General features: G+C 62.8%; 19 protein-coding genes. 3 read left to right on the top strand and 16 right to left on the bottom strand.

Going from position 1 to position 23,758, the window contains the following annotated elements; genetic code table 11:
• The first annotated feature begins 283 nt into the window (after positions 1-283).
• Both mutS and fdxA read left to right on the top strand, forming a co-directional pair.
• A complete protein-coding gene (mutS, locus tag GYA95_RS02225) occupies positions 284-2,857 on the top strand; it encodes a DNA mismatch repair protein MutS (protein ID WP_043936065.1) in 2,574 nt (857 codons plus the stop codon).
• A gap of 140 nt (positions 2,858-2,997) precedes the next feature.
• Positions 2,998-3,321, top strand: coding sequence for a ferredoxin FdxA (gene fdxA, locus GYA95_RS02220; RefSeq protein WP_004375459.1), 324 nt, complete (start codon positions 2,998-3,000; stop codon positions 3,319-3,321).
• A 617-nt stretch (positions 3,322-3,938) separates the two neighbouring features.
• Here the strand turns inward: fdxA and rpoS are convergent.
• The 8 genes from rpoS to GYA95_RS02180 all read right to left on the bottom strand — a co-directional run bounded on the left by rpoS (position 3,939) and on the right by GYA95_RS02180 (position 11,249).
• Positions 3,939-4,946, bottom strand: a complete 1,008-nt coding sequence (gene rpoS / locus GYA95_RS02215; protein ID WP_013971277.1) for an RNA polymerase sigma factor RpoS — start codon at positions 4,944-4,946, stop codon at positions 3,939-3,941.
• Positions 4,947-5,054: 108 nt separating this feature from the next.
• Positions 5,055-5,912 (bottom strand): peptidoglycan DD-metalloendopeptidase family protein, encoded by an 858-nt coding sequence (locus GYA95_RS02210; RefSeq protein ID WP_015269210.1) that lies wholly within the window; start codon positions 5,910-5,912, stop codon positions 5,055-5,057.
• A 220-nt stretch (positions 5,913-6,132) separates the two neighbouring features.
• Positions 6,133-6,771 (bottom strand): protein-L-isoaspartate(D-aspartate) O-methyltransferase, encoded by a 639-nt coding sequence (locus tag GYA95_RS02205; RefSeq protein WP_015269209.1) that lies wholly within the window; start codon positions 6,769-6,771, stop codon positions 6,133-6,135.
• A gap of 35 nt (positions 6,772-6,806) precedes the next feature.
• Entirely contained in the window at positions 6,807-7,556 is a 750-nt protein-coding gene (surE, locus tag GYA95_RS02200; protein WP_013971274.1) for a 5'/3'-nucleotidase SurE, read from the bottom strand.
• The gene (truD, locus tag GYA95_RS02195; RefSeq protein ID WP_015269208.1) at positions 7,544-8,602 is read right to left on the bottom strand and encodes a tRNA pseudouridine(13) synthase TruD; all 1,059 of its coding nucleotides are present in this window, start codon (positions 8,600-8,602) and stop codon (positions 7,544-7,546) included. The genes surE and truD overlap by 13 nt, the downstream gene beginning before the upstream one ends.
• The gene (ispF, locus tag GYA95_RS02190; RefSeq protein ID WP_015269207.1) at positions 8,599-9,072 is read right to left on the bottom strand and encodes a 2-C-methyl-D-erythritol 2,4-cyclodiphosphate synthase; all 474 of its coding nucleotides are present in this window, start codon (positions 9,070-9,072) and stop codon (positions 8,599-8,601) included. The genes truD and ispF overlap by 4 nt, the downstream gene beginning before the upstream one ends.
• Before the next feature lie 201 nt (positions 9,073-9,273).
• Positions 9,274-10,128: an S-formylglutathione hydrolase gene (gene fghA, locus GYA95_RS02185; protein ID WP_015269206.1), complete on the bottom strand. Its 855-nt coding sequence runs from the start codon at positions 10,126-10,128 to the stop codon at positions 9,274-9,276.
• Between the two features lie 8 nt (positions 10,129-10,136).
• Positions 10,137-11,249, bottom strand: a complete 1,113-nt coding sequence (locus tag GYA95_RS02180) for an S-(hydroxymethyl)glutathione dehydrogenase/class III alcohol dehydrogenase (RefSeq protein WP_013971270.1) — start codon at positions 11,247-11,249, stop codon at positions 10,137-10,139.
• 107 nt (positions 11,250-11,356) lie between these two features.
• On the opposite strand from GYA95_RS02180, the gene GYA95_RS02175 reads away from it, so the two are divergent.
• Positions 11,357-12,253, top strand: a complete 897-nt coding sequence (locus tag GYA95_RS02175) for a LysR substrate-binding domain-containing protein (RefSeq protein WP_015269205.1) — start codon at positions 11,357-11,359, stop codon at positions 12,251-12,253.
• Positions 12,254-12,384: 131 nt separating this feature from the next.
• Here GYA95_RS02175 and ispD read toward each other — a convergent pair whose 3' ends face one another.
• From ispD to dnaE, 8 genes are all read right to left on the bottom strand, one after another.
• A complete protein-coding gene (ispD, locus tag GYA95_RS02170) occupies positions 12,385-13,092 on the bottom strand; it encodes a 2-C-methyl-D-erythritol 4-phosphate cytidylyltransferase (protein ID WP_015269204.1) in 708 nt (235 codons plus the stop codon).
• Positions 13,089-13,370, bottom strand: a complete 282-nt coding sequence (ftsB, locus tag GYA95_RS02165) for a cell division protein FtsB (RefSeq protein WP_004375443.1) — start codon at positions 13,368-13,370, stop codon at positions 13,089-13,091. The genes ispD and ftsB overlap by 4 nt, the downstream gene beginning before the upstream one ends.
• A 168-nt stretch (positions 13,371-13,538) precedes the next feature.
• The gene (gene eno, locus GYA95_RS02160; protein WP_015269203.1) at positions 13,539-14,828 is read right to left on the bottom strand and encodes a phosphopyruvate hydratase; all 1,290 of its coding nucleotides are present in this window, start codon (positions 14,826-14,828) and stop codon (positions 13,539-13,541) included.
• Between the two features lie 153 nt (positions 14,829-14,981).
• Positions 14,982-15,827, bottom strand: a complete 846-nt coding sequence (gene kdsA / locus GYA95_RS02155; RefSeq protein ID WP_015269202.1) for a 3-deoxy-8-phosphooctulonate synthase — start codon at positions 15,825-15,827, stop codon at positions 14,982-14,984.
• Between the two features lie 3 nt (positions 15,828-15,830).
• Positions 15,831-17,459, bottom strand: a complete 1,629-nt coding sequence (locus GYA95_RS02150) for a CTP synthase (protein WP_004375437.1) — start codon at positions 17,457-17,459, stop codon at positions 15,831-15,833.
• Between the two features lie 269 nt (positions 17,460-17,728).
• Positions 17,729-19,012: a tRNA lysidine(34) synthetase TilS gene (gene tilS, locus GYA95_RS02145; RefSeq protein ID WP_015269201.1), complete on the bottom strand. Its 1,284-nt coding sequence runs from the start codon at positions 19,010-19,012 to the stop codon at positions 17,729-17,731.
• A 138-nt stretch (positions 19,013-19,150) separates the two neighbouring features.
• On the bottom strand, positions 19,151-20,098 hold the full coding sequence (accA, locus tag GYA95_RS02140) for an acetyl-CoA carboxylase carboxyl transferase subunit alpha (protein ID WP_015269200.1): 948 nt from the start codon (positions 20,096-20,098) through the stop codon (positions 19,151-19,153).
• A gap of 106 nt (positions 20,099-20,204) precedes the next feature.
• On the bottom strand, positions 20,205-23,729 hold the full coding sequence (gene dnaE / locus GYA95_RS02135; protein WP_013971262.1) for a DNA polymerase III subunit alpha: 3,525 nt from the start codon (positions 23,727-23,729) through the stop codon (positions 20,205-20,207).
• Positions 23,730-23,758 lie beyond the last annotated feature (29 nt).

Here is a 23,758-nt window from a genome sequence, read left to right as displayed (position 1 = left end):
GCAATAACTTTTTACCGGGCCACGGGCCACCGCGAATGCGTCAGGCAAGCCATCCCTGATGGGCGAAGGCAGGCAATTCTCCATGGAGGCACCATGATGTCAACCTGCCTTCAGCGCATCCCTGTGCACTCGCCGGACTTGCAGGTACAGCCTGCCGGGTAGCCGTGTTAATCTATGCGGCTTGAAAATCCGGTGGGTCTCGGCGTCGTGCATGCAACACAGAACGCCCCAATTTGCCCCACAATATTGAGACCTACTTTCTAAGCCATTGATGAATAAAGCAATTTCCGACTTCTCCGCACACACCCCGATGATGCAGCAGTACTGGAAGCTGAAGAACCAGCACCCGGACCAGCTGATGTTCTACCGCATGGGCGACTTCTACGAGATCTTCTACGAAGATGCGAAAAAAGCCGCAAAACTGCTGGACATCACCCTGACCGCGCGCGGTCAGTCGGCCGGCCAGTCCATCCCCATGTGCGGGATTCCGTTCCATTCGCTGGAAGGCTACCTGGCCAAGCTGGTCAAGCTCGGCGAATCGGTGGTGATCTGCGAGCAGATTGGCGACCCTGCCACCAGCAAGGGCCCGGTGGAACGTCAGGTGGTGCGCATCATCACCCCGGGTACGGTCAGCGACGAGGCCCTGCTCGACGAGCGTCGCGACAACCTGATTGCCGCGCTGCTCGGGGACGAGCGCCTGTTCGGCCTGGCCGTACTGGACATCACCAGTGGCAACTTCAGCGTGCAGGAGATCAAGGGCTGGGAAAACCTGCTGGCCGAGCTCGAGCGCCTCAACCCGGTCGAGCTGTTGATCCCCGACGACTGGCCGCGCGACCTGCCTGCCGAGAAACGACCGGGCGCCCGTCGCCGTGCGCCATGGGACTTCGACCGCGACTCGGCGCGCAAGGCCCTGTGCCAGCAGTTCGCGACCAAGGACCTCAAGGGCTTTGGCTGCGACAAGCTGACCCTGGCCATCGGCGCCGCCGGTTGCCTGCTGATCTACGCCAAGGAAACCCAGCGCACCGCCCTGCCGCACCTGCGCAGCCTGCGCCACGAACGCCTGGACGATACGGTCATTCTCGACGGTGCCAGCCGCCGCAACCTGGAGCTGGACATCAACCTGGCCGGCGGCCGAGACAACACCCTGCAGTCGGTGGTCGACCGCTGCCAGACCGCCATGGCCAGCCGTTTGCTGAGCCGCTGGTTGAACCGCCCGTTGCGCGATCTCAAGGTGCTGCAGGCGCGCCAGGACTCGATCCGTTGCCTGCTCGATGGCTACCGCTTCGAGAAGCTGCAGCCGCAACTCAAGGAAATTGGCGATATCGAGCGGATTCTCGCCCGCATCGGCCTGCGCAACGCCCGCCCACGCGATCTGGCACGCCTGCGCGATGCCCTTGGGGCGCTACCCGAGTTGCAGAATGCCATGGCCGAGCTGGAGGCACCGCACCTGGCGCGCCTGGCCGCCATTACCGGCACCTATCCCGAACTGGCCAGCCTGCTGGAGCGGGCGATCATCGACAACCCGCCGGCGGTGATCCGCGATGGCGGCGTGCTCAAGGCCGGCTATGACAACGAACTGGACGAGCTGCTGGCGATCAGCGAGAACGCCGGCCAGTTCCTGATCGACCTGGAAGCCCGGGAAAAGGCCCGCACCGGCCTGGCCAACCTCAAGGTCGGCTACAACCGGGTGCATGGCTACTTCATCGAACTGCCGACCAAGCAGGCCGAGCAGGCCCCGGGGGACTACATCCGCCGTCAGACCCTAAAGGGCGCCGAGCGCTTCATCACCCCGGAGCTGAAGGCGTTCGAAGACAAGGCGCTGTCGGCCAAGAGCCGCGCCCTGGCCCGCGAAAAGATGCTCTACGATGCCCTGCTGGAAACCCTGATCAGCCACCTGGCACCGCTGCAGGACAGCGCCGCCGCCCTGGCCGAACTGGACGTGCTCAGCAACCTGGCCGAACGTGCACTGAACCTCGACCTGAACTGCCCACGCTTCGTAGACGAGCCGTGCCTGCGCATCGAGCAGGGCCGTCACCCAGTGGTGGAACAGGTACTGACCACACCGTTCGTGGCCAACGACCTGGGCCTGGACAACAGCACGCGCATGCTGATCATCACCGGCCCGAACATGGGCGGTAAGTCCACCTACATGCGCCAGACCGCCCTGATCGTGCTGCTGGCGCATATCGGCAGCTTCGTGCCTGCTGCCAGCTGCGAGCTGTCGCTGGTCGACCGCATCTTCACCCGCATTGGCTCCAGCGACGACCTGGCCGGCGGCCGCTCGACCTTCATGGTCGAGATGAGCGAAACCGCCAACATCTTGCACAATGCCACCGACCGCAGCCTGGTGCTGATGGATGAAGTGGGCCGCGGCACCAGTACTTTCGACGGCCTGTCGCTGGCCTGGGCTGCCGCAGAGCGCCTGGCCCAGCTGCGCGCCTACACGCTGTTCGCCACGCACTACTTCGAACTCACCGTGCTGCCGGAAAGCGAGCCACTGGTGGCCAACGTGCACCTGAACGCCACCGAACACAACGAACGCATCGTATTCCTGCACCACGTGCTGCCTGGTCCTGCCAGCCAGAGCTACGGCCTGGCCGTGGCGCAGCTGGCCGGCGTGCCGACGGCCGTCATCCAGCGTGCCCGTGAACACCTGGCGAGGCTGGAAACCACCAGCCTGCCGCATGAACAACCCCCGGCCCAAAAGGCCAAGGACGTGCCACAGGTCCCGCACCAGAGCGACCTGTTCGCCAGCCTGCCACACCCGGCCATCGAGAAGCTGGGCAAGCTGCAACTGGACGACATGACCCCGCGTCAAGCTATCGAAATGCTATATCAACTAAAGAACCTGTTATAACGGCGCCCACTACAAGCTGGTAGAATCCGCCGCGGTTTGCTGGTGCTGCAGGTTATTAGCCTGGCCTGCAGCCACATACCCGTAAACCGCGCGGCCCTGAGAGGAAGGGCCGCCGCCGTCGCCTGAGGAGAGAATTAGAAATGACCTTCGTCGTCACCGACAACTGCATCAAATGCAAATACACCGACTGCGTGGAAGTCTGTCCGGTGGACTGCTTCTACGAAGGCCCGAACTTCCTGGTCATCCATCCGGACGAGTGCATCGACTGCGCCTTGTGCGAGCCGGAATGCCCAGCGCAAGCCATCTTCTCGGAAGACGAAGTGCCTGCGGGCATGGAAAACTTCATCGAGCTGAACGCCGAACTGGCGGAAATCTGGCCGAACATCACCGAGCGTAAGGACGCCCTGCCGGACGCTGAGGAATGGGATGGCAAGACTGGCAAGATTGCAGATCTGGAGCGCTGATAGCGTCCGGACACTAAAAAGGCCCTTTGGGGCCTTTTTTGTTTTCTGCAGGCAAAAAAAAGGGGCGGTTTGACCCGCCCACATTTTTTCCGTAGTCCCTGCTTGTCCCAAACATCATCCTGATGAAATCGCGTCTTGCGATGTCCCTGGCTTTCCTCCTGAAAGCCTGTGCATGTCCCTGTGCACAGTTCGAATACTAGCGACTTGAGCCTGGCCGGCAACCGCGAAACCTCACAGGGTGTTGCAGGTGACACATTTCCTCACAGCTGAATAAGTCAGGATTTTCAAGAGGTTGGGAAAACGCAGGATCTGGATACGACAATGATTTACTGAAGCGTACATAGAAGGCTTACAGAACAAGTAAGCAAAGGCTTACACGCAATGTTATTGGGGTAGCGCGGTACATAATGTCTTGGGGCTGCTTTGCAGCCCTTTCGCGACACAAGGCCGCTCCCACAGGATAGTGGTACATTCAAAGGCGATGAAATACCTGTGGGAGCGGCCTTGTGTCGCGAAAGGGGCGCAAAGCGCCCCCGCAATTTTGAATGGGACACCTCTGATCGCCACAAACAAAAACGCCCCGAAATCATCGGGGCGTTTTGTGTTACAGGCTTCCGCTACTGGAACAACGACTCACTGGACAGGCCGTTCTTCTCGAGAATCTCACGCAAACGCTTGAGCCCCTCGACCTGGATCTGCCGCACCCGTTCGCGGGTCAGGCCAATCTCCAGTCCGACATCTTCCAGGGTGCTGCTTTCATGCCCGCGCAAGCCAAAGCGGCGCACCACCACTTCACGCTGCTTGTCGGTCAACTCGCCCAGCCACTGGTCGATGCTCTGCGACAGGTCATCATCCTGCAGCAGTTCGCATGGGTCGGTCGGGCGGTCGTCGGTCAGGGTATCGAGCAGGGTCTTGTCCGAGTCCGGGCCGAGCGACACATCCACCGAAGACACCCGCTCGTTCAGGCCGAGCATGCGCTTGACCTCGGCGACCGGTTTCTCCAGCAGCGTGGCGATTTCTTCTGGCGAGGGTTCGTGGTCCAGTTTCTGGGTCAGCTCGCGCGCAGCGCGCAGGTAGACGTTCAGTTCCTTGACCACGTGGATCGGCAGGCGAATGGTGCGGGTCTGATTCATGATCGCCCGCTCGATGGTCTGGCGAATCCACCAGGTCGCATAGGTCGAGAACCGGAAACCACGCTCCGGGTCGAACTTCTCGACCGCACGGATCAGCCCAAGGTTGCCCTCCTCGATCAGGTCGAGCAGCGACAGGCCGCGGTTCACGTAACGACGGGCAATTTTTACAACCAGGCGCAGGTTGCTTTCGATCATGCGCTTGCGGCCGGCAGGGTCGCCCTTTTGCGACAGACGCGCAAAGTGCACTTCCTCTTCCGGCGAAAGCAGAGGCGAGAATCCTATCTCGTTGAGATACAACTGGGTGGCATCGAGCGCCCGGCTGTAATCGATGTACTTGTGTTGCTTGAGCGAAGAGCCCGACTTGGCCCTCGTCCGAACCGAAGATACAGCAGGTTCGTCTGACACCACATCCGTTTCCAAAACGATTCCCGTCTCCATCAGAAGCAGGTCATCGTCGATGTCAAACTCCGGCACTTCTTTACTGAGAGCCATTGTTATAGTCCTTTGCTGAGTTCGAACTCAGACTCGAGCGGCACCTATCTCCCTGGCAGCGCTGGAGCCTGTCCCCTCTACATCACAGGAACAGGCCGGGTACAACGGTCAACGACGTGGCAGGAACTGGAGCGGATCGACGGGTTTGCCCTGGCGGCGAATCTCGAAATGCAGCTTCACCCGATCTGTGCCCGTGGACCCCATTTCAGCAATCGACTGCCCTGCCTTGACCTGCTGCCCCTCCCGAACCAACAGCCTGCGGTTATGGCCGTAGGCACTGACGTAGGTATCGCTGTGCTTGATGATGATCAGTTCGCCGTAGCCCCTCAAGCCACTCCCGGCGTACACCACTGCACCATCAGACGCAGCAAAAACAGGCTGTCCCAAATCACCGGCGATATCAATGCCTTTATTCAAACTACCGTTTGAAGCGAATTTTCCAATCAGCACGCCGTTGGCAGGCCAGGTCCAGCCACCTACCGCGCGCTCCGCGGCAGGCACCGTGGCGACCACCGGGTCGCTGCTGGAGGCTGCCGGCGTGGCCGGTTTGCTGGTGTTGCCAGTAGGTGTGCTGGTGCTTCCCACAGGCCGCCGGATGACCGTGGTCTTGCTCGACGACGACGGGCTGGACACCACCGTGGTGCTGCCGGTAGAGCCGCTGCTGAAACGAATCGCTTGCCCCGGGCGAATGGTGTAAGGCGCCGCGATACCGTTGCGCGCAGCCAGCTCCTTGTAGTCCCAGCCATAACGGAAGGCGATGGAGAACAGCGTATCGCCAGGTTTGACGATGTACTGCCCGGTGGTTACTGCCGGGCGCTTGGGCACGGTGTTGTTGCGGTCGACCACCCGCGCGCTGTTGCTGCTGGTGCTCGAGCAACCCACCAGTAGCGCGCCCATGGCCAGTGCAATCACCAGAAGCGTGAAACCCGACCCGTCCTTGCGCTGCCGAATGACTGTGTGACCCACCCGCGCTCCCCTCATGGTGCCGAAAACGATATGAAGACAAGAAATGCAATATTATTGCAATTATAACCAAGCCCGCCCGCATTGGCAGGGTTGGTGAAAGACTGCTGCAAAGCCTTGCAACACGCTGTGCGCTAGCGCTTCACCCCGCCAGATAGACAGGGCGTTGCAGCAAGAATTCGGTGCTGGCGCAAAAATATCGCGCGACTCGAACCAGCAGTGTTCAGGCCAGCGGGCCGTTGAGCAGCGGTACGAAGCGCACGGCCCCCAGCACGCGGCGGGAGAATCCATGCTCCTCGCGCACGATCAGCATCAGCTGCTGGGTTTCGCCGGCTGGCCCCACCGGGATCACCATACGGCCACCGGGCGCCAGCTGGTCGAGCAATGCCTGCGGCACTTCCGGCGCCACGGCGGTGACGATGATGCCGTTGTACGGCGCCAGCGCCGGCCAGCCTTCGCAACCATCCCCCCAGCGGAACACCACGTTGCGCAGGTTCAGTTCCACCAGGCGCTCCTTGGCCCGGTCCTGCAGCACCTTGATGCGTTCCACCGAGAACACCCGCTCGACCAACTGGGCCAGGATTGCCGTCTGGTAGCCCGAGCCGGTGCCGATCTCCAGCACCTTGTCCAGCGGCCCGGCCTCGAGCAGCAGTTCACTCATGTGGGCAACCATGAACGGCTGCGAGATCGTCTGGTTGTGGCCGATCGGCAGCGCGGTGTCTTCGTAGGCGCGATGCGCCAGCGCCTCGTCGACGAACAGGTGGCGCGGGGTACGACGGATGACGTCGAGCACCTTGGTGTTCGAAACGCCCTCCTCGCACAGGCGCTGGATCAGCCGCTCCCGGGTGCGCTGGGAGGTCATGCCGATGCCACGCCGCAGCATATCGTCCTCGCGCATCAGAGCAGGCCCTCCAGCCAACCGTCGAGCTGCTCGAAGGCATCACTGAAGGTGCGGTCGAGCTGCAGCGGAGTGATCGATACATAGCCTTGCATCACCGCATGGAAGTCGGTCCCCGGGCCACCGTCCTCGGCATCCCCGGCGACAGCGATCCAGTAGCCTTCCTTGCCGCGCGGGTTGACCACCTTGGTCGGCGCCGCCGCCCGCGCCCGGTGACCGAGGCGGGTGAGCTGGATACCACGAATGTGCTCCAGCGGCAGGTTGGGGATATTGACGTTGAGCACGGTACGCGGCGGCAAGGCCAGGCGCGACTGAGCCTCGACCAGGCGGCGGGCGATGTGGGCCGCGGTGGGCAGGTTGTCCGGCTGGCGCGACAACAGCGAAAACGCCAGCGAGGTACCGCCGAGGAAACGGCCTTCCAACGCGGCCGCGACCGTGCCCGAATAGAGCACGTCGTCACCCAGGTTGGCACCGAGGTTGATCCCCGACACAACCATGTCCGGCGCCTGTGGCAACAGCCCATTGAGCCCCAGATGCACGCAGTCGGTCGGCGTGCCGTTGAGGCTGATGAAGCCATTGGCCAAGGTCTGCGGGTGCAGTGGCCGGTCCAGCGTCAGCGAACTGCTGGCGCCGCTCTTGTCTTGATCCGGGGCAATAACCACGCACTCGGCGTAATCCACCAGCGCAGCATGCAGCGCGGCGATGCCGGGTGCGGTAACACCGTCGTCGTTCGAAATCAGAATACGCATGAGCTGTCCGTCTGCCCCGCCGACACCAGATCCACGATTTCGCGCACCACCACGGTGGCGAAACATCCGGCCGGAAGGACGAATTCCAGTTGCAGGATATCAGGCTCGGGATAATGCCACGTAAGACCGCCAATAGGGAGCCGCAGAATGCGTCGTTCGTGATCCATGCCCGCCAGGGCCAGCCACTGGCAAAGTGCCGGCTGCCGTGCGGCGATCGCATCCTCTTGTTGCGCAGTACTCCCCGTAGCCGGCGAATCGCCTGCCCCCCACAGCGGGCCGGTCGGATGCAGGTCAAGAATCGCCAGCCGAGGATCGGAACATTCCGACTCCCCAGCAGGAAAGAAGCTACGACTCGTGGTGAACGCCAACAGGTCGCCCACCTGCGCACGCGCCCAGCTGCCGTCGGCAACACGGGCTGCCAGCACCTGGTTGAACAGGTAGCTGCGCCCGGCCGAGAGCAACCGCGAACGCACGTTGCGCTGTTCGGGCAGGGCATTGCGTGCGGCCCAATCAAGAGCGTCGTGAACGTTGCCGCCACCGTGGCCGAAGCGCTGGGTGCCGAAATAATTCGGCACACCGTAATGCTTGAGCTGTTCCAGGCGCGCATCCACCGCTTGGTGATCGGCAGCCAGGGCAGTCAGGCGCAGCGTGAAGCCGTTGGCCGAATGCGCACCGCGCTGCAGCTTGCGCTGGTGGCGCACCTGCTTGAGCACACGCAGGCTGGCATCCTCGGCACGCGACAGGTCCGGGTCGGCCTTGCCGGGCAGGTGCAGGCTGAACCACTGGCGGGTCAGGGCCTGGCGGTCCTTGAGGCCGGCGTAGCTGATCGTGCGCACCGGCACCCCAGCGGCACGGGCCAGCCGGCGGGCCGCCTCCTCGGTGTTCAGGTCACGCTTTTCGACCCACAGCCACAAGTGCTCGCCCTGTCCCGACAGCGGGATGTCCAGCACTTCGTCGACCTGGAAATCTTCGGCCACTGCCTTGAGAACGGCGGTACCCAGTGGTTCGCCCGACGCACGCGGGCCCAACAGTTCCAGTTCGGTCATGCTGGCAGCAGCAGGGCTACCGAATGCACGGCGATGCCCTCCTCGCGGCCGGTGAAGCCGAGCTTCTCGGTGGTGGTAGCCTTGACGTTGACCTGGTCGAGTTCGACCTGCAGGTCTTCGGCGATCAGCTTGCGCATGGTCTCGATGTGCGGGGCCATCTTCGGCGCCTGGGCGACGATGGTGGCGTCGATGTTGCCGACCTTCCAGCCCTTGGCCTGGACGATGCCGACCACATGACGCAGCAGCACCCGGCTGTCGGCGCCCTTGAACTGCGGATCGGTGTCGGGGAAATGTTTGCCGATGTCACCCAGCGCCGCCGCGCCAAGCAAGGCATCGCTCAGGGCGTGCAGCAGCACGTCGCCATCGGAGTGGGCCAGGAGGCCGTATTTGTGGGGGATACGCACCCCGCCCAGGGTAATGAAATCACCGTCGCAGAAACGGTGCACATCGTAGCCGTGGCCAATACGCATAGAAAAACGCCCTGAATGAGTCAGGGCGTGATTCTACCTGCTTTAACCGGTATTGGGGCCGTCGTTGTAGGAGCAGCCTAGTGCTGCGAATGGGCCGCAAAGCGGCCCCGGCAATATCGGCGATAGCGTTAGACCCAGGGTCTGCTTCGCAGCCCATTCGCAGCACAAGGCTGCTCCTACAGGCGATCGCGCAGCTACGCCTCACACCCGCCCCAAGGCCACCGCATGATGACGCAGATGCTCCTCGATGAAGCTGGCGATGAAGTAGTAGCTGTGGTCATAGCCAGGCTGCAGGCGCAGGGTCAGTTCATGCCCCCCTTTGCGTGCCGCCTGCTCCAGCGCTTCAGGCTTGAGCTGCTTTTCGAGGAAGTCGTCACGGTCGCCCTGGTCCACCAGCAACGGCGGGCATTCGCCGGCCGGAGCCTCGGCCAGCAGCACGCTGGCATCCCACTCGCGCCAGCGCGCACGGTCTTCACCCAGGTAGCGGCTGAAGGCTTTCTCGCCCCACGGGCAATCCATCGGGTTGCTGATCGGCGAGAACGCCGACACCGAGCGGTAGCGCCCCGGGTTGCGCAAGGCGCACACCAGCGCGCCATGCCCACCCATGGAGTGGCCACTGATGCTGCGCTCGCCCGAAGCCGGGAAGTGCGCCTCGATCAACGCGGGCAACTCCTCCACCACATAGTCGTGCATGCGGTAGTGCTGGGCCCAGGGCTGCTGAGTGGCATTGAGGTAGAAGCCAGCACCCAGGCCGAAGTCCCAGGCACCGTCCGGGTCGCCCGGCACCTGCTCGCCACGCGGGCTGGTGTCGGGGGCGACGATGATCAACCCAAACTCCGCGGCTAGGCGCTGGGCGCCGGCCTTCTGCATGAAGTTCTCGTCGGTGCAGGTTAGGCCGCTGAGCCAATACAGCACCGGCAGCTTTTCGCCCTGTTCGGCCTGCGGCGGCAGGTAGACGGCGAACACCATGTCGCAACCCAGCACCTTGGAGTGATGCCGGTAACGCTTGTGCCAGCCGCCGAAGCTCTTCTGGCAGGAGATGTTATCCAGGCTCATGGCAAACCTCAGAAGTGGATGACGCTGCGGATGCTCTTGCCTTCATGCATCAGGTCGAAGGCCTTGTTGATGTCTTCCAGGCCCATGGTGTGGGTAATGAAGGTATCCAGCGGGATCTCGCCCTTCTCGGACATTTCCACGTAGCTCGGCAGCTCGCTGCGACCACGCACGCCACCGAACGCCGAACCACGCCATACGCGACCGGTGACCAGCTGGAACGGACGGGTGGCGATTTCCTGGCCGGCACCGGCCACGCCGATGATCACCGACTCACCCCAGCCCTTGTGGCAGCATTCCAGCGCAGCACGCATCAGCTGCACGTTGCCGATGCACTCGAACGAGAAGTCCACGCCGCCGTCGGTGAGGTCGACGATCACTTCCTGGATCGGGCGGTCGTAGTCTTTCGGGTTGATGCAGTCGGTAGCACCCAGCTGACGGGCGATCTCGAACTTGGCCGGATTGATATCGATGGCAATGATGCGCGACGCCTTGGCCTTGACCGCACCGATCACTGCCGACAGGCCGATGCCGCCCAGACCGAAGATGGCCACGGTGTCACCCGCCTTGACCTTGGCGGTGTTGAGCACCGCGCCGATACCGGTGGTGACGCCGCAACCCAGCAGGCAGACCTTTTCCAGCGGCGCTTCTTTCTGGATCTTGGCCACGGAAATTTCCGGCAGCACGGTGTACTCGGAGAAGGTCGAGGTACCCATGTAGTGGAACAGTTGCTGGCCTTTGTAGGAGAAGCGCGTGGTGCCGTCCGGCATCAGGCCCTTGCCCTGGGTGGCGCGGATGGCCTGGCAAAGGTTGGTCTTGCCCGAGAGGCAGAACTTGCACTTGCCGCATTCCGGGGTGTACAGCGGAATGACGTGGTCACCGACGGCGACCGAGGTGACCCCCTCGCCTACCGCCTCGACGATCGCGCCACCTTCGTGACCGAGGATCGACGGGAAGATGCCCTCCGGGTCGGCGCCCGACAGGGTGTAGGCGTCGGTGTGGCAGACACCGCTGGCGACCACCCGCAGCAGCACTTCACCGGCCTTGGGCATGGCCACGTCGACTTCGACGATTTCCAGGGGTTTCTTGGCTTCGAAAGCTACGGCAGCACGGGACTTGATCATCAAAGGTCTCCAGACAGAGTGTCGATTCAGTCTGGCAGTGTAATTCACCGACTTTTGATGAATAATCAGGCCAAAGACAAAACATTATTGCCATACAGGGATAATCAATGAGCAGCCGCTGGGAAGGCATCGACGAGTTCGTCGCCGTGGCCGAGTCGGGCCAGTTCACCGCGGCCGCAGAGCGCCTGGGGGTTTCCTCGTCGCACATCAGCCGGCAGATCGCCCGGCTGGAGGAACGGCTGCAGACGCGCCTGCTGTACCGCAGCACCCGGCGGGTGACCCTGAGCGAGGCCGGGCAGACATTCCTGCAGCACTGCCAGCGCCTGCAGGATGGCCGCGAGGAAGCTCTACGCGCCATGGGCGATCTGGCCAGCGAGCCCAAGGGGCTGCTGCGCATGACCTGCGCGGTGGCCTACGGCGAGCGTTTCATCGTGCCGCTGGTGACGCGGTTCATGGCGCTTTACCCGCAGCTGCGGGTGGATGTGGAACTGAGCAACCATACCCTCGACCTGGTGCATGAAGGCATGGACCTGGCCATCCGCCTGGGCCGGCTGGCCGACTCACGACTGGTGGCAACCCGCCTGGCACCCCGGCGCATGTACCTGTGCGCTTCGCCGGCCTACCTGGAACGTTATGGTCGGCCGCACAGCCTGTCGGAACTGGCGCGGCACAACTGCCTGGTAGGCAGTTCGGATTTGTGGGCGCTGCAGCAGGACGGCCGCGAGATCAGCCAGCGAGTCCAGGGCAACTGGCGTTGCAACAGCGGGCAGGCGGTGCTGGACGCGGCGCTGCAGGGGATGGGGTTGTGCCAGTTGCCGGATTACTACGTGCTGGAGCACTTGAACAGTGGTGCGCTGGTGTCGTTGCTTGAGGCGCACCAGCCACCGAATACCGCGGTGTGGGCGCTGTATCCGCAGCAGCGGCACCTGTCGCCGAAGGTTCGGCGGCTGGTGGATTACCTGAAAGAAGGGTTGGCGGGGTTGCCGGAGTATCGCTTGAACTGAAACCTTGTGCTGGCTGGTCTGGCCTCTTCGCGGGTAAACCCGCTCCCACAGGTACAGCGCAAACCTGAAGGGATGTGCGATACCTGTGGGAGCGGGTTTACCCGCGAAGAGGCCGGCACAGGGCAAGAAATTCAGCGGCGCCCTGCCCAACGCTGGCGCAACCACTCCAAGTCTTCCGGCCGGGTCACCTTGATGTTGTCGCTGCGCCCTTCGACCAGCCGCGGCGCCTGGCCGGACCACTCGATGGCAGAGGACTCGTCGGTCACCAGCACATCCGACACAAGGCACTCGGCCAGTGCCCGATGCAACGCCCCCAGGCGGAACATCTGCGGCGTATAGGCCTGCCAGATGGTGCTGCGGTCGACGGTAGCGCCCACCCGACCATCGGCATCGGCCCGCTTGAGGGTATCGCGCGCCGGCACCGCCAGCAGGCCACCCACCGGGTCGCCTGCCAGCTCCGACAACAGCTTGTCCAGATCGCTGCGCGCCAGGTTTGGTCGCGCGGCATCATGCACAAGCACCCAGTCGCTGTCCGCCGCCCCTTGAGCATGCAGCATCAGCAATGCATTGAGCACCGAGTCGGCACGCTCGCGGCCACCCGCGGCGCGCTGGATGCGCGGGTCGCTGGCGCAGCGCAGGCGAGGCCAGTACGGGTCATCTTCGGCAATGCTGACCACCACGCCCTTGAGCATCGGGTGGCCAAGAAAACAGTCGAGGCTGTGCTCGAGAATGGTCTGCCCGGCCAGCTCCAGATACTGCTTAGGGCGGTCGGCAGCCATGCGGGCACCTACGCCCGCAGCAGGAATCACAGCCCAGAAGGCCGGTAAGGTTTCGATCATTTCTGTGGCAACTGGAAGAGGGTTTCGCCCTCTTTGACCATCCCCAATTCGTGGCGAGCCCGCTCTTCAACGGTCTCCATGCCTTTTTTCAGCTCCAGCACTTCGGCATCGAGCACGCGGTTGCGCTCGAGCAAGCGCTCGTTTTCGGCATGCTGCTCGGCAATCTGCTGCTTCAGCTCGGTCACTTGCGCCAGGCTGCCATTACCCACCCACAGGCGGTACTGCAGGCCACCCAGCAGCAGGAGCAGGACGAGGAACAACCAATAGGGACTGCGCATCACGTTATCCAGGTTAAAAAGGCTGCCGGGTACTTTTTACTTCGGGGCCTCGAATAGCACGAAGCCTGGCCGAGGCCAGGCTTCGTCGACAGAAACCCGTTGGAATGTAGGAAAGAACAGTACGAACGTTCCTACAACTCCGGCTGCTGTCTTTTTACCATCTCTTGCTTAGCCGCGAAACTCGGCACGACCGCGGTAAACCGCTTTGGCACCCAGTTGCTCTTCGATGCGCAGCAGCTGGTTGTACTTGGAAACGCGGTCGGAACGGCACAGCGAACCAGTCTTGATCTGGCCAGCAGCAGTACCCACGGCCAGGTCGGCAATGGTCGAGTCTTCGGTTTCACCGGAACGGTGCGAAATCACCGCGGTGTAGCCAGCAGCCTTGGCCATCTGGATGGCTTCCAGGGTTTCGGTCAGCGAGCCGATCTGGTTGAACTTGATCAGGATCGAGTTACCGATGCCCTTCTCGATGCCTTCCTTGAGGATCTTGGTGTTGGTCACGAACAGGTCGTCGCCAACCAGCTGCACCTTGGTGCCGATCTTGTCGGTGAGGATCTTCCAGCCAGCCCAGTCGGACTCGTCCAGGCCGTCTTCGATCGAGATGATCGGGAAGCGCTCGGTCAGGCCTTTCAGGTACTCGGCAAAGCCTTCGGCGTCGAACGACTTGCCTTCGCCGGACAGGTTGTACTTGCCGTCTTCGTAGAACTCGGAAGCCGCGCAGTCCAGGGCCAGGGTCACGTCGGTGCCCAGCTTGTAGCCGGCTTTCTCAACGGCTTCGGCGATGGCCCCCAGAGCGTCTTCGTTGGAAGCCAGGTTAGGGGCGAAACCACCTTCGTCACCAACGGCGGTGTTCAGACCACGGGCCTTGAGCACGGCTTTGAGGTGGTGGAAGATTTCGGTACCCATGCGCAGGCCGTCGGAGAAGGTCTTGGCGCCAACCGGCTGTACCATGAACTCCTGGATGTCGACGTTGTTGTCGGCGTGCTCGCCACCGTTGATGATGTTCATCATCGGTACCGGCATCGAGTACTGGCCAGGGGTGCCGTTCAGGTTGGCGATGTGCGCGTACAGCGGCAGGTCCTGGTCCTGGGCAGCGGCCTTGGCGGCAGCCAGGGAAACGGCCAGGATGGCGTTGGCGCCCAGCTTGGCCTTGTTCTCGGTACCGTCCAGCTCGATCATGGCGCGGTCCAGGGCCTTCTGGTCGGCAGGGTCCTTGCCCAGCAGCAGGTCACGGATCGGGCCGTTGATGTTGGCGACGGCCTTCAGCACGCCCTTGCCCAGGTAACGGCTCTTGTCGCCATCACGCAGCTCCAGCGCTTCGCGCGAGCCAGTGGAAGCACCGGACGGCGCGCAAGCGCTGCCGATGATGCCGTTGTCGAGCAGTACATCGGCTTCCACGGTGGGGTTGCCACGCGAATCGAGAACTTCACGACCTTTGATGTCGACGATTTTTGCCATTGTTGTAAGCACTCCAGAATTGACGAAAACAACTTAGCTTAGGAAATTCTTGCCGTTCACCGGGCGGACTTGCAGTGGGCAGGCCGGGTGAAGGGAACCCCTGACCGACTGGTCAGGGGTGGATCGGACGGTACTTTACCCGAGAATTGAGCTTTACGCGGTTTCTACCGTCGGAAAACTTTTCACCAGGTCGTCCAGTTGCTTGAGCTGGGCCAGGAATGGCTCCAGTTTGTCCAGGCGCAGGGCACATGGGCCATCGCACTTGGCGTTGTCCGGATCGGGGTGTGCTTCGAGGAACAGCCCTGCCAGGCCTTGGCTCATGCCGGCCTTGGCCAGGTCGGTGACCTGGGCGCGGCGACCACCGGCGGAATCGGCGCGACCACCCGGCATCTGCAGGGCGTGGGTCACGTCGAAGAACACCGGGTACTCGAACTTCTTCATGATGCCGAAGCCGAGCATGTCCACCACCAGGTTGTTGTAGCCGAAGCTCGAACCACGCTCGCAGAGAATCAACTGGTCGTTACCGGCCTCTTCGCACTTGGTCAGGATGTGTTTCATTTCCTGGGGCGCGAGGAACTGGGCCTTCTTGATGTTGATCACTGCGCCGGTCTTGGCCATGGCCACCACCAGGTCGGTCTGCCGCGACAGGAAGGCCGGCAGCTGGATGATGTCGCACACCTTGGCTACAGGCTCGGCCTGGTAAGGCTCGTGCACGTCGGTGATGACCGGCACGTTGAAGGTGCGCTTGATCTCTTCGAAGATCTTCAGCCCCTCTTCCATGCCCGGGCCACGGTACGAGGTCACCGACGAACGGTTGGCCTTGTCGAAGCTGGCCTTGAACACGTACGGGATACCGAGCTTCTCGGTCACCCGCACGTACTCTTCGCAGACCTTCATTGCCAGGTCACGGGACTCCAGGACGTTCATGCCGCCGAACAGGACGAACGGCTTGTCGTTGGCTATCTCGATGTTACCGACGCGAATGATCTTCTGGGTCATTGATCAGGCCTTGTTCTTCTGAGCCAGGGCTGCCTTGACGAAGCCGCTGAACAGCGGGTGGCCGTCACGCGGGGTCGAGGTGAATTCCGGGTGGAACTGGCAGGCGACGAACCATGGGTGGTCCTTGGACTCCACCACTTCCACCAGCGCGCCGTCTTCAGAGCGGCCGGAAACCACCAGGCCGGCATCGATCAGTTGCGGCAGCAGGTTGTTGTTCACTTCGTAGCGATGGCGGTGACGCTCGGTGATCACGTCCTTGCCGTAGCAATCGTGCACCTTGGAACCGGCCGCCAGCTGGCAGTCCTGTGCGCCCAGACGCATGGTACCGCCCAGGTCGGAGGCTTCGCTGCGGGTTTCGACGGCACCGGTGGCATCGGCCCACTCGGTGATCAGGCCGACTACCGGGTGGCCGCTGTTGCGGTCGAACTCGGTGGAGTTGGCGTCCTTCCAGCCCATCACGTTACGGGCGAATTCGATCACGGCCACCTGCATGCCCAGGCAGATACCCAGGTACGGCACCTTGTTCTCACGGGCGTATTGCACCGCGGTGATCTTGCCTTCCACGCCTCGCAGGCCGAAACCGCCCGGCACCAGGATGGCATCGGCGCCTTCGAGCAGGCTGGTGCCCTGGTTCTCGATGTCTTCCGAGTCGATGTAGCGCAGGTTGACCTTGGTGCGGTTGGTGATGCCGGCGTGGCTCATCGCTTCGATCAGCGACTTGTACGCATCCAGCAGTTCCATGTACTTGCCGACCATGGCGATGGTCACTTCGTGCTCAGGGTTGAGCTTGGCATCGACCACCTTGTCCCACTCGGACAGGTCGGCGCCATTGCACTGCAGGCCGAAACGCTCGACGACGAAATCGTCCAGGCCCTGTGCGTGCAGCACGCCCGGGATCTTGTAGATGGTGTCGACGTCTTCCAGCGAGATCACCGCACGCTCTTCAACGTTGGTGAACAGCGCGATCTTGCGACGCGACGAGGCATCGACCGGGTGGTCGGAGCGGCAGATCAGCACGTCAGGCTGCAGGCCGATGGAGCGCAGCTCCTTGACCGAGTGCTGGGTCGGCTTGGTCTTGGTCTCGCCAGCGGTGGCGATGTACGGGACCAGGGTCAGGTGCATCAGCATGGCGCGCTTGGAGCCCACTTCGACGCGCAGCTGGCGGATGGCTTCGAGGAACGGCTGCGACTCGATGTCACCCACGGTACCGCCGATTTCCACCAGGGCCACGTCGGCATCGCCGGCGCCCTTGATGATGCGACGCTTGATTTCGTCGGTAATGTGCGGGATGACCTGGATGGTCGCGCCCAGGTAGTCACCACGACGTTCCTTGCGCAGTACGTGCTCGTAGATGCGGCCGGTGGTGAAGTTGTTGTTCTGGGTCATGGTGGTGCGGATGAACCGCTCGTAGTGGCCCAGGTCGAGGTCGGTCTCGGCGCCATCGTGGGTGACGAACACTTCACCGTGCTGGAACGGGCTCATGGTGCCCGGATCGACGTTGATGTACGGATCCAGCTTGAGCATGGTGACCTTCAGGCCCCGCGCTTCCAGGATGGCCGCCAGGGAAGCCGAGGCAATGCCTTTCCCCAATGAAGAAACAACACCGCCCGTGACGAATATGTAGCGCGTCATGAAAAACCCTAGAAGTCTGCGTTAAGGCGGCCAGCGCCGCCGGAGAAAGCGAAGGAAGGCCGAAGCCCCCGATCACCTGCGTCAATCACAGTGCATCTCGAAAAACTGCCGCGTCTGTACAGACCAGGGGTATCCCCGGCATGGAGCTCGCTCGTCATTTCCAGAATCAGCCCAGCAAAAAACTGCTTGGTAATCGGCAACTCCTGTGTTTTCGCGGAACCCACAGAAGCTGTATCAAGAAGGGAGGGTAGTCTACCCGAATGTACCCTTCAGCTCAAACCTTGCGCGTTCGTCGGCAACTGCCAGGACAGCTGGCAATCAGCCTGCACCAGCCCGGGCAGGTTGGCCACCGCCAGCAAGCGTTCGCCCTGGTACAGCAGTGGCAGGCGCGGGCGCAGGAAAAGCGGCACCTGCAGTTCGTTTAACAGGCGCTTGAGGTCGCGTCGGCCGCGGCCGGGGACATCCAGCACTTCACCGCCCTGGCGGTAGGCAATGCGCAAGCCGTCCAGCGGCGCTGCGCCAACAAGACGCACCCTGCCGTTACCCGGCAACAGCAAAGGCTTGGCGGTATCAGCCCAGGGCAGTTCGCCGACGGGCAACTGCAGCCAGTCACCACTCAACCACCAGATGCGGCCATGACTGCGCAGCAACTGCCCATCGGCAAGCTGCCAGGCGGGCCGGGCATCGGCGGCGGCATCGCGCAGGTCCGCCCAGCCGGCCCAGTGTCGGGTGTCGGGCAGGCGGGTACGGCGGCTCAGCCAGTACTGCAGGGCATTGCGCTGACGGGCCGGCGACAGTGCCACCAAGGTAGCCAGGTCGAGGGAGTCCAGCCCCGGCCAAGCCAGCGGCGCGCCCTCCCCGGCGAGCACCAGGTCATCCTGGGCCAGCTCGTCCAGCAGGCCTTGGGCTTCGCCCAGGTGCTCGGCGGCGCGGGCCAGGTTCTGGCTGGCCTGCGGCCAACGTTGCTGAAGCAGCGGAAACACTTCGCTGCGCAGGTAATTGCGGGCAAATTGTGTGTCAGCGTTTGAGGGATCTTCGATCCAGGCCAGCCCATTGACCTGGGCGTGGTCCTGCAGTTGCTGGCGGGAACAGCCCAGCAATGGCCTGACCAGGCTGCCCTGCCCTAGAGCCCGCTGCCCCGGCATTGCAGCCATGCCACGCAGGCCTGCGCCGCGCAGCAGGCGGAACAGCAGGGTTTCGGCCTGGTCGTCGCGGTGCTGGCCGGTGAACAGGATGTCGCCTGGGCCGAGCGCTTGCCTGAAGGCAGCATAGCGGGCGTCGCGGGCGGCCTGTTCGAGGCTGGCGCCGGGGGTGACCTGGACATGGATGACCTGGAGTTCGATGCCGAGATTGTCGCAGACGGTTTGGCAGTGGGCGGGCCAGGCATCGGCGGCGGGTTGCAGGCCGTGGTGGACGTGGATGGCGCGCAATGGAGGGGATGCGTGATTGCGGGCGTAGTCGGCCAGCAGGTGCAGGAGGACGGTGGAATCGAGGCCGCCGGAGAAGGCGATGTACCAGGCTGGGGCGTTGAGCCAGGGGGTGAGGTTGATCATTGGGGCCTCACATGGCTTGAGATTGCCGGGGGGCTTTGCACCCCTTTCGCGACACAAGGCCGCTCCTACAGGATTACGCGATCCCCTGTAGGAGCGGCCTTGTGTCGCGAAAGGGCCGCATAGCGGCCCCAGGGTGTCTCAGAGACCGTAGCTCATCAGGCGATCGTAACGGCGGGCCAGCAGCGCGTCATGGTCGAGCTTGCCGAGCATGTCCAGCTGCTGTACCAGGTCGGCACGGATGCTTTCCGACATCTTCGCCGGGTCACGGTGGGCGCCGCCCAGCGGCTCCTGGATGACCTTGTCGACGATGTTCAGGCTCTTCAGGCGCTCGGCGGTGATGCCCATGGCTTCGGCTGCGTCGGCTGCCTTGTCGGCAGTCTTCCACAGGATCGAGGCGCAGCCTTCCGGCGAGATCACCGAGTAGGTGGAGTACTGCAGCATGTTCAACTGGTCGCACACACCGATGGCCAGCGCACCGCCGGAACCACCCTCACCGATCACGGTGGCGATGATCGGGGTTTTCAGGCGCGCCATCACGCGCAGGTTCCAGGCGATGGCCTCGCTCTGGTTGCGCTCTTCGGCGTCGATGCCCGGGTAGGCGCCCGGGGTGTCGATGAAGGTCAGGATCGGCATCTTGAAGCGCTCGGCCATTTCCATCAGGCGGCAGGCCTTGCGGTAGCCTTCAGGGCGCGGCATGCCGAAGTTGCGGCGTACCTTCTCGCGCACTTCGCGGCCCTTCTGGTGACCGATGACCATGACCGGCTTGCCATCCAGGCGCGCGGTACCACCGACGATGGCAGCGTCGTCGGAGAAGTGGCGGTCGCCGTGCAGCTCTTCGAACTCGGTGAAGATGTGCTCCAGGTAGTCCAGGGTGTAAGGACGACGCGGATGACGAGCCAGGCGGGCGATCTGCCAGCTGGTCAGGTTGCCGAAGATGCTTTCGGTCAGGGTGTTGCTCTTGTCTTGCAGACGGGCAATTTCATCGCTGATGTTCAGCGAGTTGTCGTTGCCTACCAGGCGCAGGCCTTCGATCTTGGCTTGCAGGTCGGCAATCGGCTGTTCGAAATCGAGAAAATTCGGGTTCATAGTCATCCGTCTTGGGTCTACGGCCAGGCGGCCGGCCGGTTGATCCGTTTGGCGCCCTACCTTAAGGGATCAGGCGCATTCAGGTCGAGATTAAATTTTTGTCGGTTCAACGATATTGCAGGAAGACGTTCTCACGCCCGAACTGGTCACGCAGCGCCTGAATCAGCCCATCGGCCGGGTCGATAGCCCACTGCTCGCCGAACTGCAGCATGGCCTTGGCGTCGCTGCCGGTGTATTCGAGGGTGATCGGGCAAGCGCCGCGATGGCGGGTAATCAACTCGCCCAGCCACTTCAGCCGGTCGCCCTTGAGCGCTTCGTGTGCCACCTTCAGGCGCAGGCTCTCGGCCAGCTTGGTGCGCGCATCTTCCATGGTCATCACCTGCTTCACCCGCAGGCGCAGGCCACCGGAGAAATCGTCGTTGCTGACCTCGCCTTCGACAACCACCATGGCATCGGTCTGCAGCAAGGACTGTGCCGCCATGAAGGCATCGGCAAACAGCGACGCCTCGATGCGCCCGGAGCGGTCATCCAGGGTGACGAAGCCCATCTTGTCGCCCTTCTTGTTCTTCATCACCCGCAGGGCAATGATCATGCCGGCGATGGTCTGGGTATCGCGTGACGGCTTGAGGTCGATGATGCGCTGGCGGGCGAAGCGGCGGATCTCGGTCTCGTACTCGTCGATCGGGTGGCCGGTGAGGTACAGGCCAAGGGTGTCCTTTTCGCCCTTCAGGCGTTCCTTGAGGGTCAGTTCGCGCACCTTGCGGTGGTTGGCGTAGACGTCGGCATCCGCCTCTTCGAACATGCCGCCGAACAGGTCGACGTGGCCACTGTCAGCTGTGTGGGCGGCCTGCTCGGCAGCCTTGATGGCCTCGCCCAGCGCCGAGAGCAGGGTTGCACGGTTGATATCGATATTGGCGTGGTAGGCCTTGATCTCGTCATGGAAGTGCGGGCCCAGGCGGTCCAGCGCACCACTGCGGATCAGCGCGTCGAGGGTACGCTTGTTGACCCGTTTGAGGTCGATGCGCTCACAGAAGTCGAACAGGTCCTTGAATGGGCCACCCTGGGCGCGGGCCTCGACGATCGCCTCCACCGGGCCCTCGCCGACGCCCTTGATGGCGCCCAGGCCGTAGACGATGCGCCCGTCATTGTTGACGGTGAACTTGAAGTCGGAGAAGTTCACGTCGGGCGCGTCGAGGCGCAGCTTCATGCTGCGCACTTCCTCGACCAGCACCACCACCTTGTCGGTGTTGTGCATATCCGCCGACAACACCGCAGCCATGAACGGCGCCGGGTGGTGGGTTTTCAGCCATGCGGTCTGGTACGAAACCAGGCCATAGGCGGCGGAGTGGGATTTGTTGAAGCCGTAACCGGCGAACTTTTCCACCAGGTCGAAGATGTTACCAGCCAGGTCTGCATCGATATTGTTGTTGGCACAACCTTCAATGAAACCACCGCGCTGTTTGGCCATTTCCTCGGGCTTCTTCTTACCCATCGCACGGCGCAGCATGTCGGCGCCGCCGAGGGTATAGCCAGCCATCACCTGGGCGATCTGCATCACCTGTTCCTGGTACAGGATGATGCCGTAGGTCGGTGCCAGCACCGGCTTCAGGCCTTCGTACTGGTAGTCCGGATGGGGGTAGGCGAGCTCGGCGCGGCCGTGCTTGCGGTTGATGAAGTCGTCCACCATGCCCGACTGCAGCGGGCCTGGGCGGAACAGCGCCACCAGTGCGATAAGGTCTTCCAGGCAGTCGGGCTTGAGCTTCTTGATCAGCTCTTTCATGCCCCGCGATTCAAGCTGGAACACCGCCGTGGTTTCGGCCTTCTGCAACAGCTCGTAGGTCTTGCGGTCGTCCAGTGGGATGAAGTCGATGTTTACATCGGGCAGGTTCTTCTTGGCCTGCTCGCGGTTGATGATCTCCATCGCCCACTTGATGATGGTCAGGGTCCGCAGGCCGAGGAAGTCGAACTTCACCAGGCCGGCGGCCTCGACGTCATCCTTGTCGAACTGGGTTACCAGGCCGCCGCCCTCTTCATCACAGGCGATCGGCGAGAAGTCGGTGAGCTTGGTGGGGGCAATGACCACACCACCGGCGTGCTTGCCGGTACCGCGTGTCACGCCCTCGAGCTTCAGGGCCATGTCCCAGATTTCGCGGGCGTCTTCGTCACCCTTGAGGAAGTCGCGCAGGATCTCTTCCTGCTCGTAGGCCTTTTCCAGGGTCATGCCCACTTCGAACGGGATCATCTTCGACAGGCGGTCGGCCAGGCCGTAGGACTTGCCCTGTACCCGCGCCACGTCTCGCACCACCGCCTTTGCCGCCATGGTACCGAAGGTGATGATCTGGCTGACCGCGTTGCGGCCATAGGCTTCGGCCACATAGTCGATCACCCGGTCACGGCCATCCATGCAGAAGTCGACGTCGAAGTCGGGCATGGAAATACGTTCAGGGTTGAGGAAGCGCTCGAACAGCAGGTCGTAGGCCAGCGGGTCGAGGTCGGTGATCTTCAGTACGTAGGCCACCAGCGAGCCAGCACCCGACCCCCGGCCCGGGCCGACCGGCACACCGTTGTTCTTGGCCCACTTGATGAAGTCCATCACGATCAGGAAGTAACCGGGGAAGCCCATCTGGATGATGATGTCCAGTTCGAACTTCAGGCGGTCCAGGTAAACCTGGCGCTTCTCTTCGTAGTTGGGCGTGGTCTCTTTCGGCCACAGCACTGCCAGGCGCTCTTCCAGGCCTTCGTGGGACACATGCCGCAGGTAGTCATCGATGCCCATGCCATTGGGCGTGGGGAAGTCGGGCAGGAAGTATTTGCCCAGCTGCACCTGGATGTTGCAACGCTTGGCAATCTCGACGGTGTTGGCAATGGCGTCGGGCAGGTCGCTGAACAGTTCGGTCATTTCTTCGGCCGACTTCAGGTACTGCTGGTCGCTGTACATCCTTGGGCGGCGCGGGTCGTCAAGGGTCCAGCCCTCACCGATGCATACGCGGGTTTCGTGAGCATCGAAGTCCGATTGCTTGATGAAACGCACATCGTTGGTTGCCACCAGCGGAGCGCCGAACCTGTCGGCCAAGGCCACGGCGGCGTGCACATATTCCTCGTCGCGGGCGCGGTTGGTGCGCTGCACCTCGACATAGAAGCGCTCGGGGAACATCGCCATCCAGTCCTGCAGCAGGGCCTCGGCTTCATCTTGCCGCCCCGCCAGCAAGGCCATGCCGATGTCACCTTCCTTGCCTGCGGACAGGGCGATCAGGCCCTCGCTGGCCGGGGCGATCCATTCACGCTGAAGGATCACCAGGCCGTTGCGCTGGCCCTCGGTCCAGCCGCGCGAGATCAGCTCGGTGAGGTTGCGGTACCCCTTGGGGTTCATGGCCAGGAAGCAGATACGCGACAGCGGTGCTTCCGGGTCGGCAGCGGCCAGCCACAGGTCGGCGCCGCAGATCGGCTTGATGCCCGCGCCCATGGCAGTCTTGTAGAACTTTACCAGCGAGCACATGTTGCTCTGGTCGGTGATCGCCACTGCCGGCATGTTCATCCCGGCCAGCGCCTTGGCCAGCGGCTTGATCCGCACCAGGCCGTCGACCAGCGAGAATTCGGAGTGGACGCGCAGGTGAACGAAGGGAACCGACATGGAAGATCCTGTAGCAGTGCTGAACGACA

This window comes from Pseudomonas asiatica (assembly GCF_009932335.1).
Lineage (GTDB): Bacteria > Pseudomonadota > Gammaproteobacteria > Pseudomonadales > Pseudomonadaceae > Aquipseudomonas > Aquipseudomonas asiatica.
This window is presented reverse-complemented; position numbering and strand designations above follow the sequence as displayed.

Coding starts and splice junctions, on each gene's coding strand:
- GYA95_RS02150 (WP_004375437.1), bottom strand. CDS start 17,459: ATGACGCGCTACATATTCGTCACGGGCGGTGTTGTTTCTTCATTGGGG.
- rpoS (WP_013971277.1), bottom strand. CDS start 4,946: ATGGCTCTCAGTAAAGAAGTGCCGGAGTTTGACATCGACGATGACCTG.
- ispD (WP_015269204.1), bottom strand. CDS start 13,092: ATGATCGAAACCTTACCGGCCTTCTGGGCTGTGATTCCTGCTGCGGGC.
- accA (WP_015269200.1), bottom strand. CDS start 20,098: ATGAACCCGAATTTTCTCGATTTCGAACAGCCGATTGCCGACCTGCAA.
- fghA (WP_015269206.1), bottom strand. CDS start 10,128: ATGAGCCTGGATAACATCTCCTGCCAGAAGAGCTTCGGCGGCTGGCAC.
- GYA95_RS02180 (WP_013971270.1), bottom strand. CDS start 11,249: ATGATCAAGTCCCGTGCTGCCGTAGCTTTCGAAGCCAAGAAACCCCTG.
- ftsB (WP_004375443.1), bottom strand. CDS start 13,370: ATGCGCAGTCCCTATTGGTTGTTCCTCGTCCTGCTCCTGCTGCTGGGT.
- dnaE (WP_013971262.1), bottom strand. CDS start 23,729: ATGTCGGTTCCCTTCGTTCACCTGCGCGTCCACTCCGAATTCTCGCTG.
- tilS (WP_015269201.1), bottom strand. CDS start 19,012: ATGATCAACCTCACCCCCTGGCTCAACGCCCCAGCCTGGTACATCGCC.
- fdxA (WP_004375459.1), top strand. CDS start 2,998: ATGACCTTCGTCGTCACCGACAACTGCATCAAATGCAAATACACCGAC.
- GYA95_RS02175 (WP_015269205.1), top strand. CDS start 11,357: ATGAGCAGCCGCTGGGAAGGCATCGACGAGTTCGTCGCCGTGGCCGAG.
- GYA95_RS02205 (WP_015269209.1), bottom strand. CDS start 6,771: ATGACCTCCCAGCGCACCCGGGAGCGGCTGATCCAGCGCCTGTGCGAG.
- eno (WP_015269203.1), bottom strand. CDS start 14,828: ATGGCAAAAATCGTCGACATCAAAGGTCGTGAAGTTCTCGATTCGCGT.
- ispF (WP_015269207.1), bottom strand. CDS start 9,072: ATGCGTATTGGCCACGGCTACGATGTGCACCGTTTCTGCGACGGTGAT.
- surE (WP_013971274.1), bottom strand. CDS start 7,556: ATGCGTATTCTGATTTCGAACGACGACGGTGTTACCGCACCCGGCATC.
- kdsA (WP_015269202.1), bottom strand. CDS start 15,827: ATGACCCAGAAGATCATTCGCGTCGGTAACATCGAGATAGCCAACGAC.
- truD (WP_015269208.1), bottom strand. CDS start 8,602: ATGACCGAACTGGAACTGTTGGGCCCGCGTGCGTCGGGCGAACCACTG.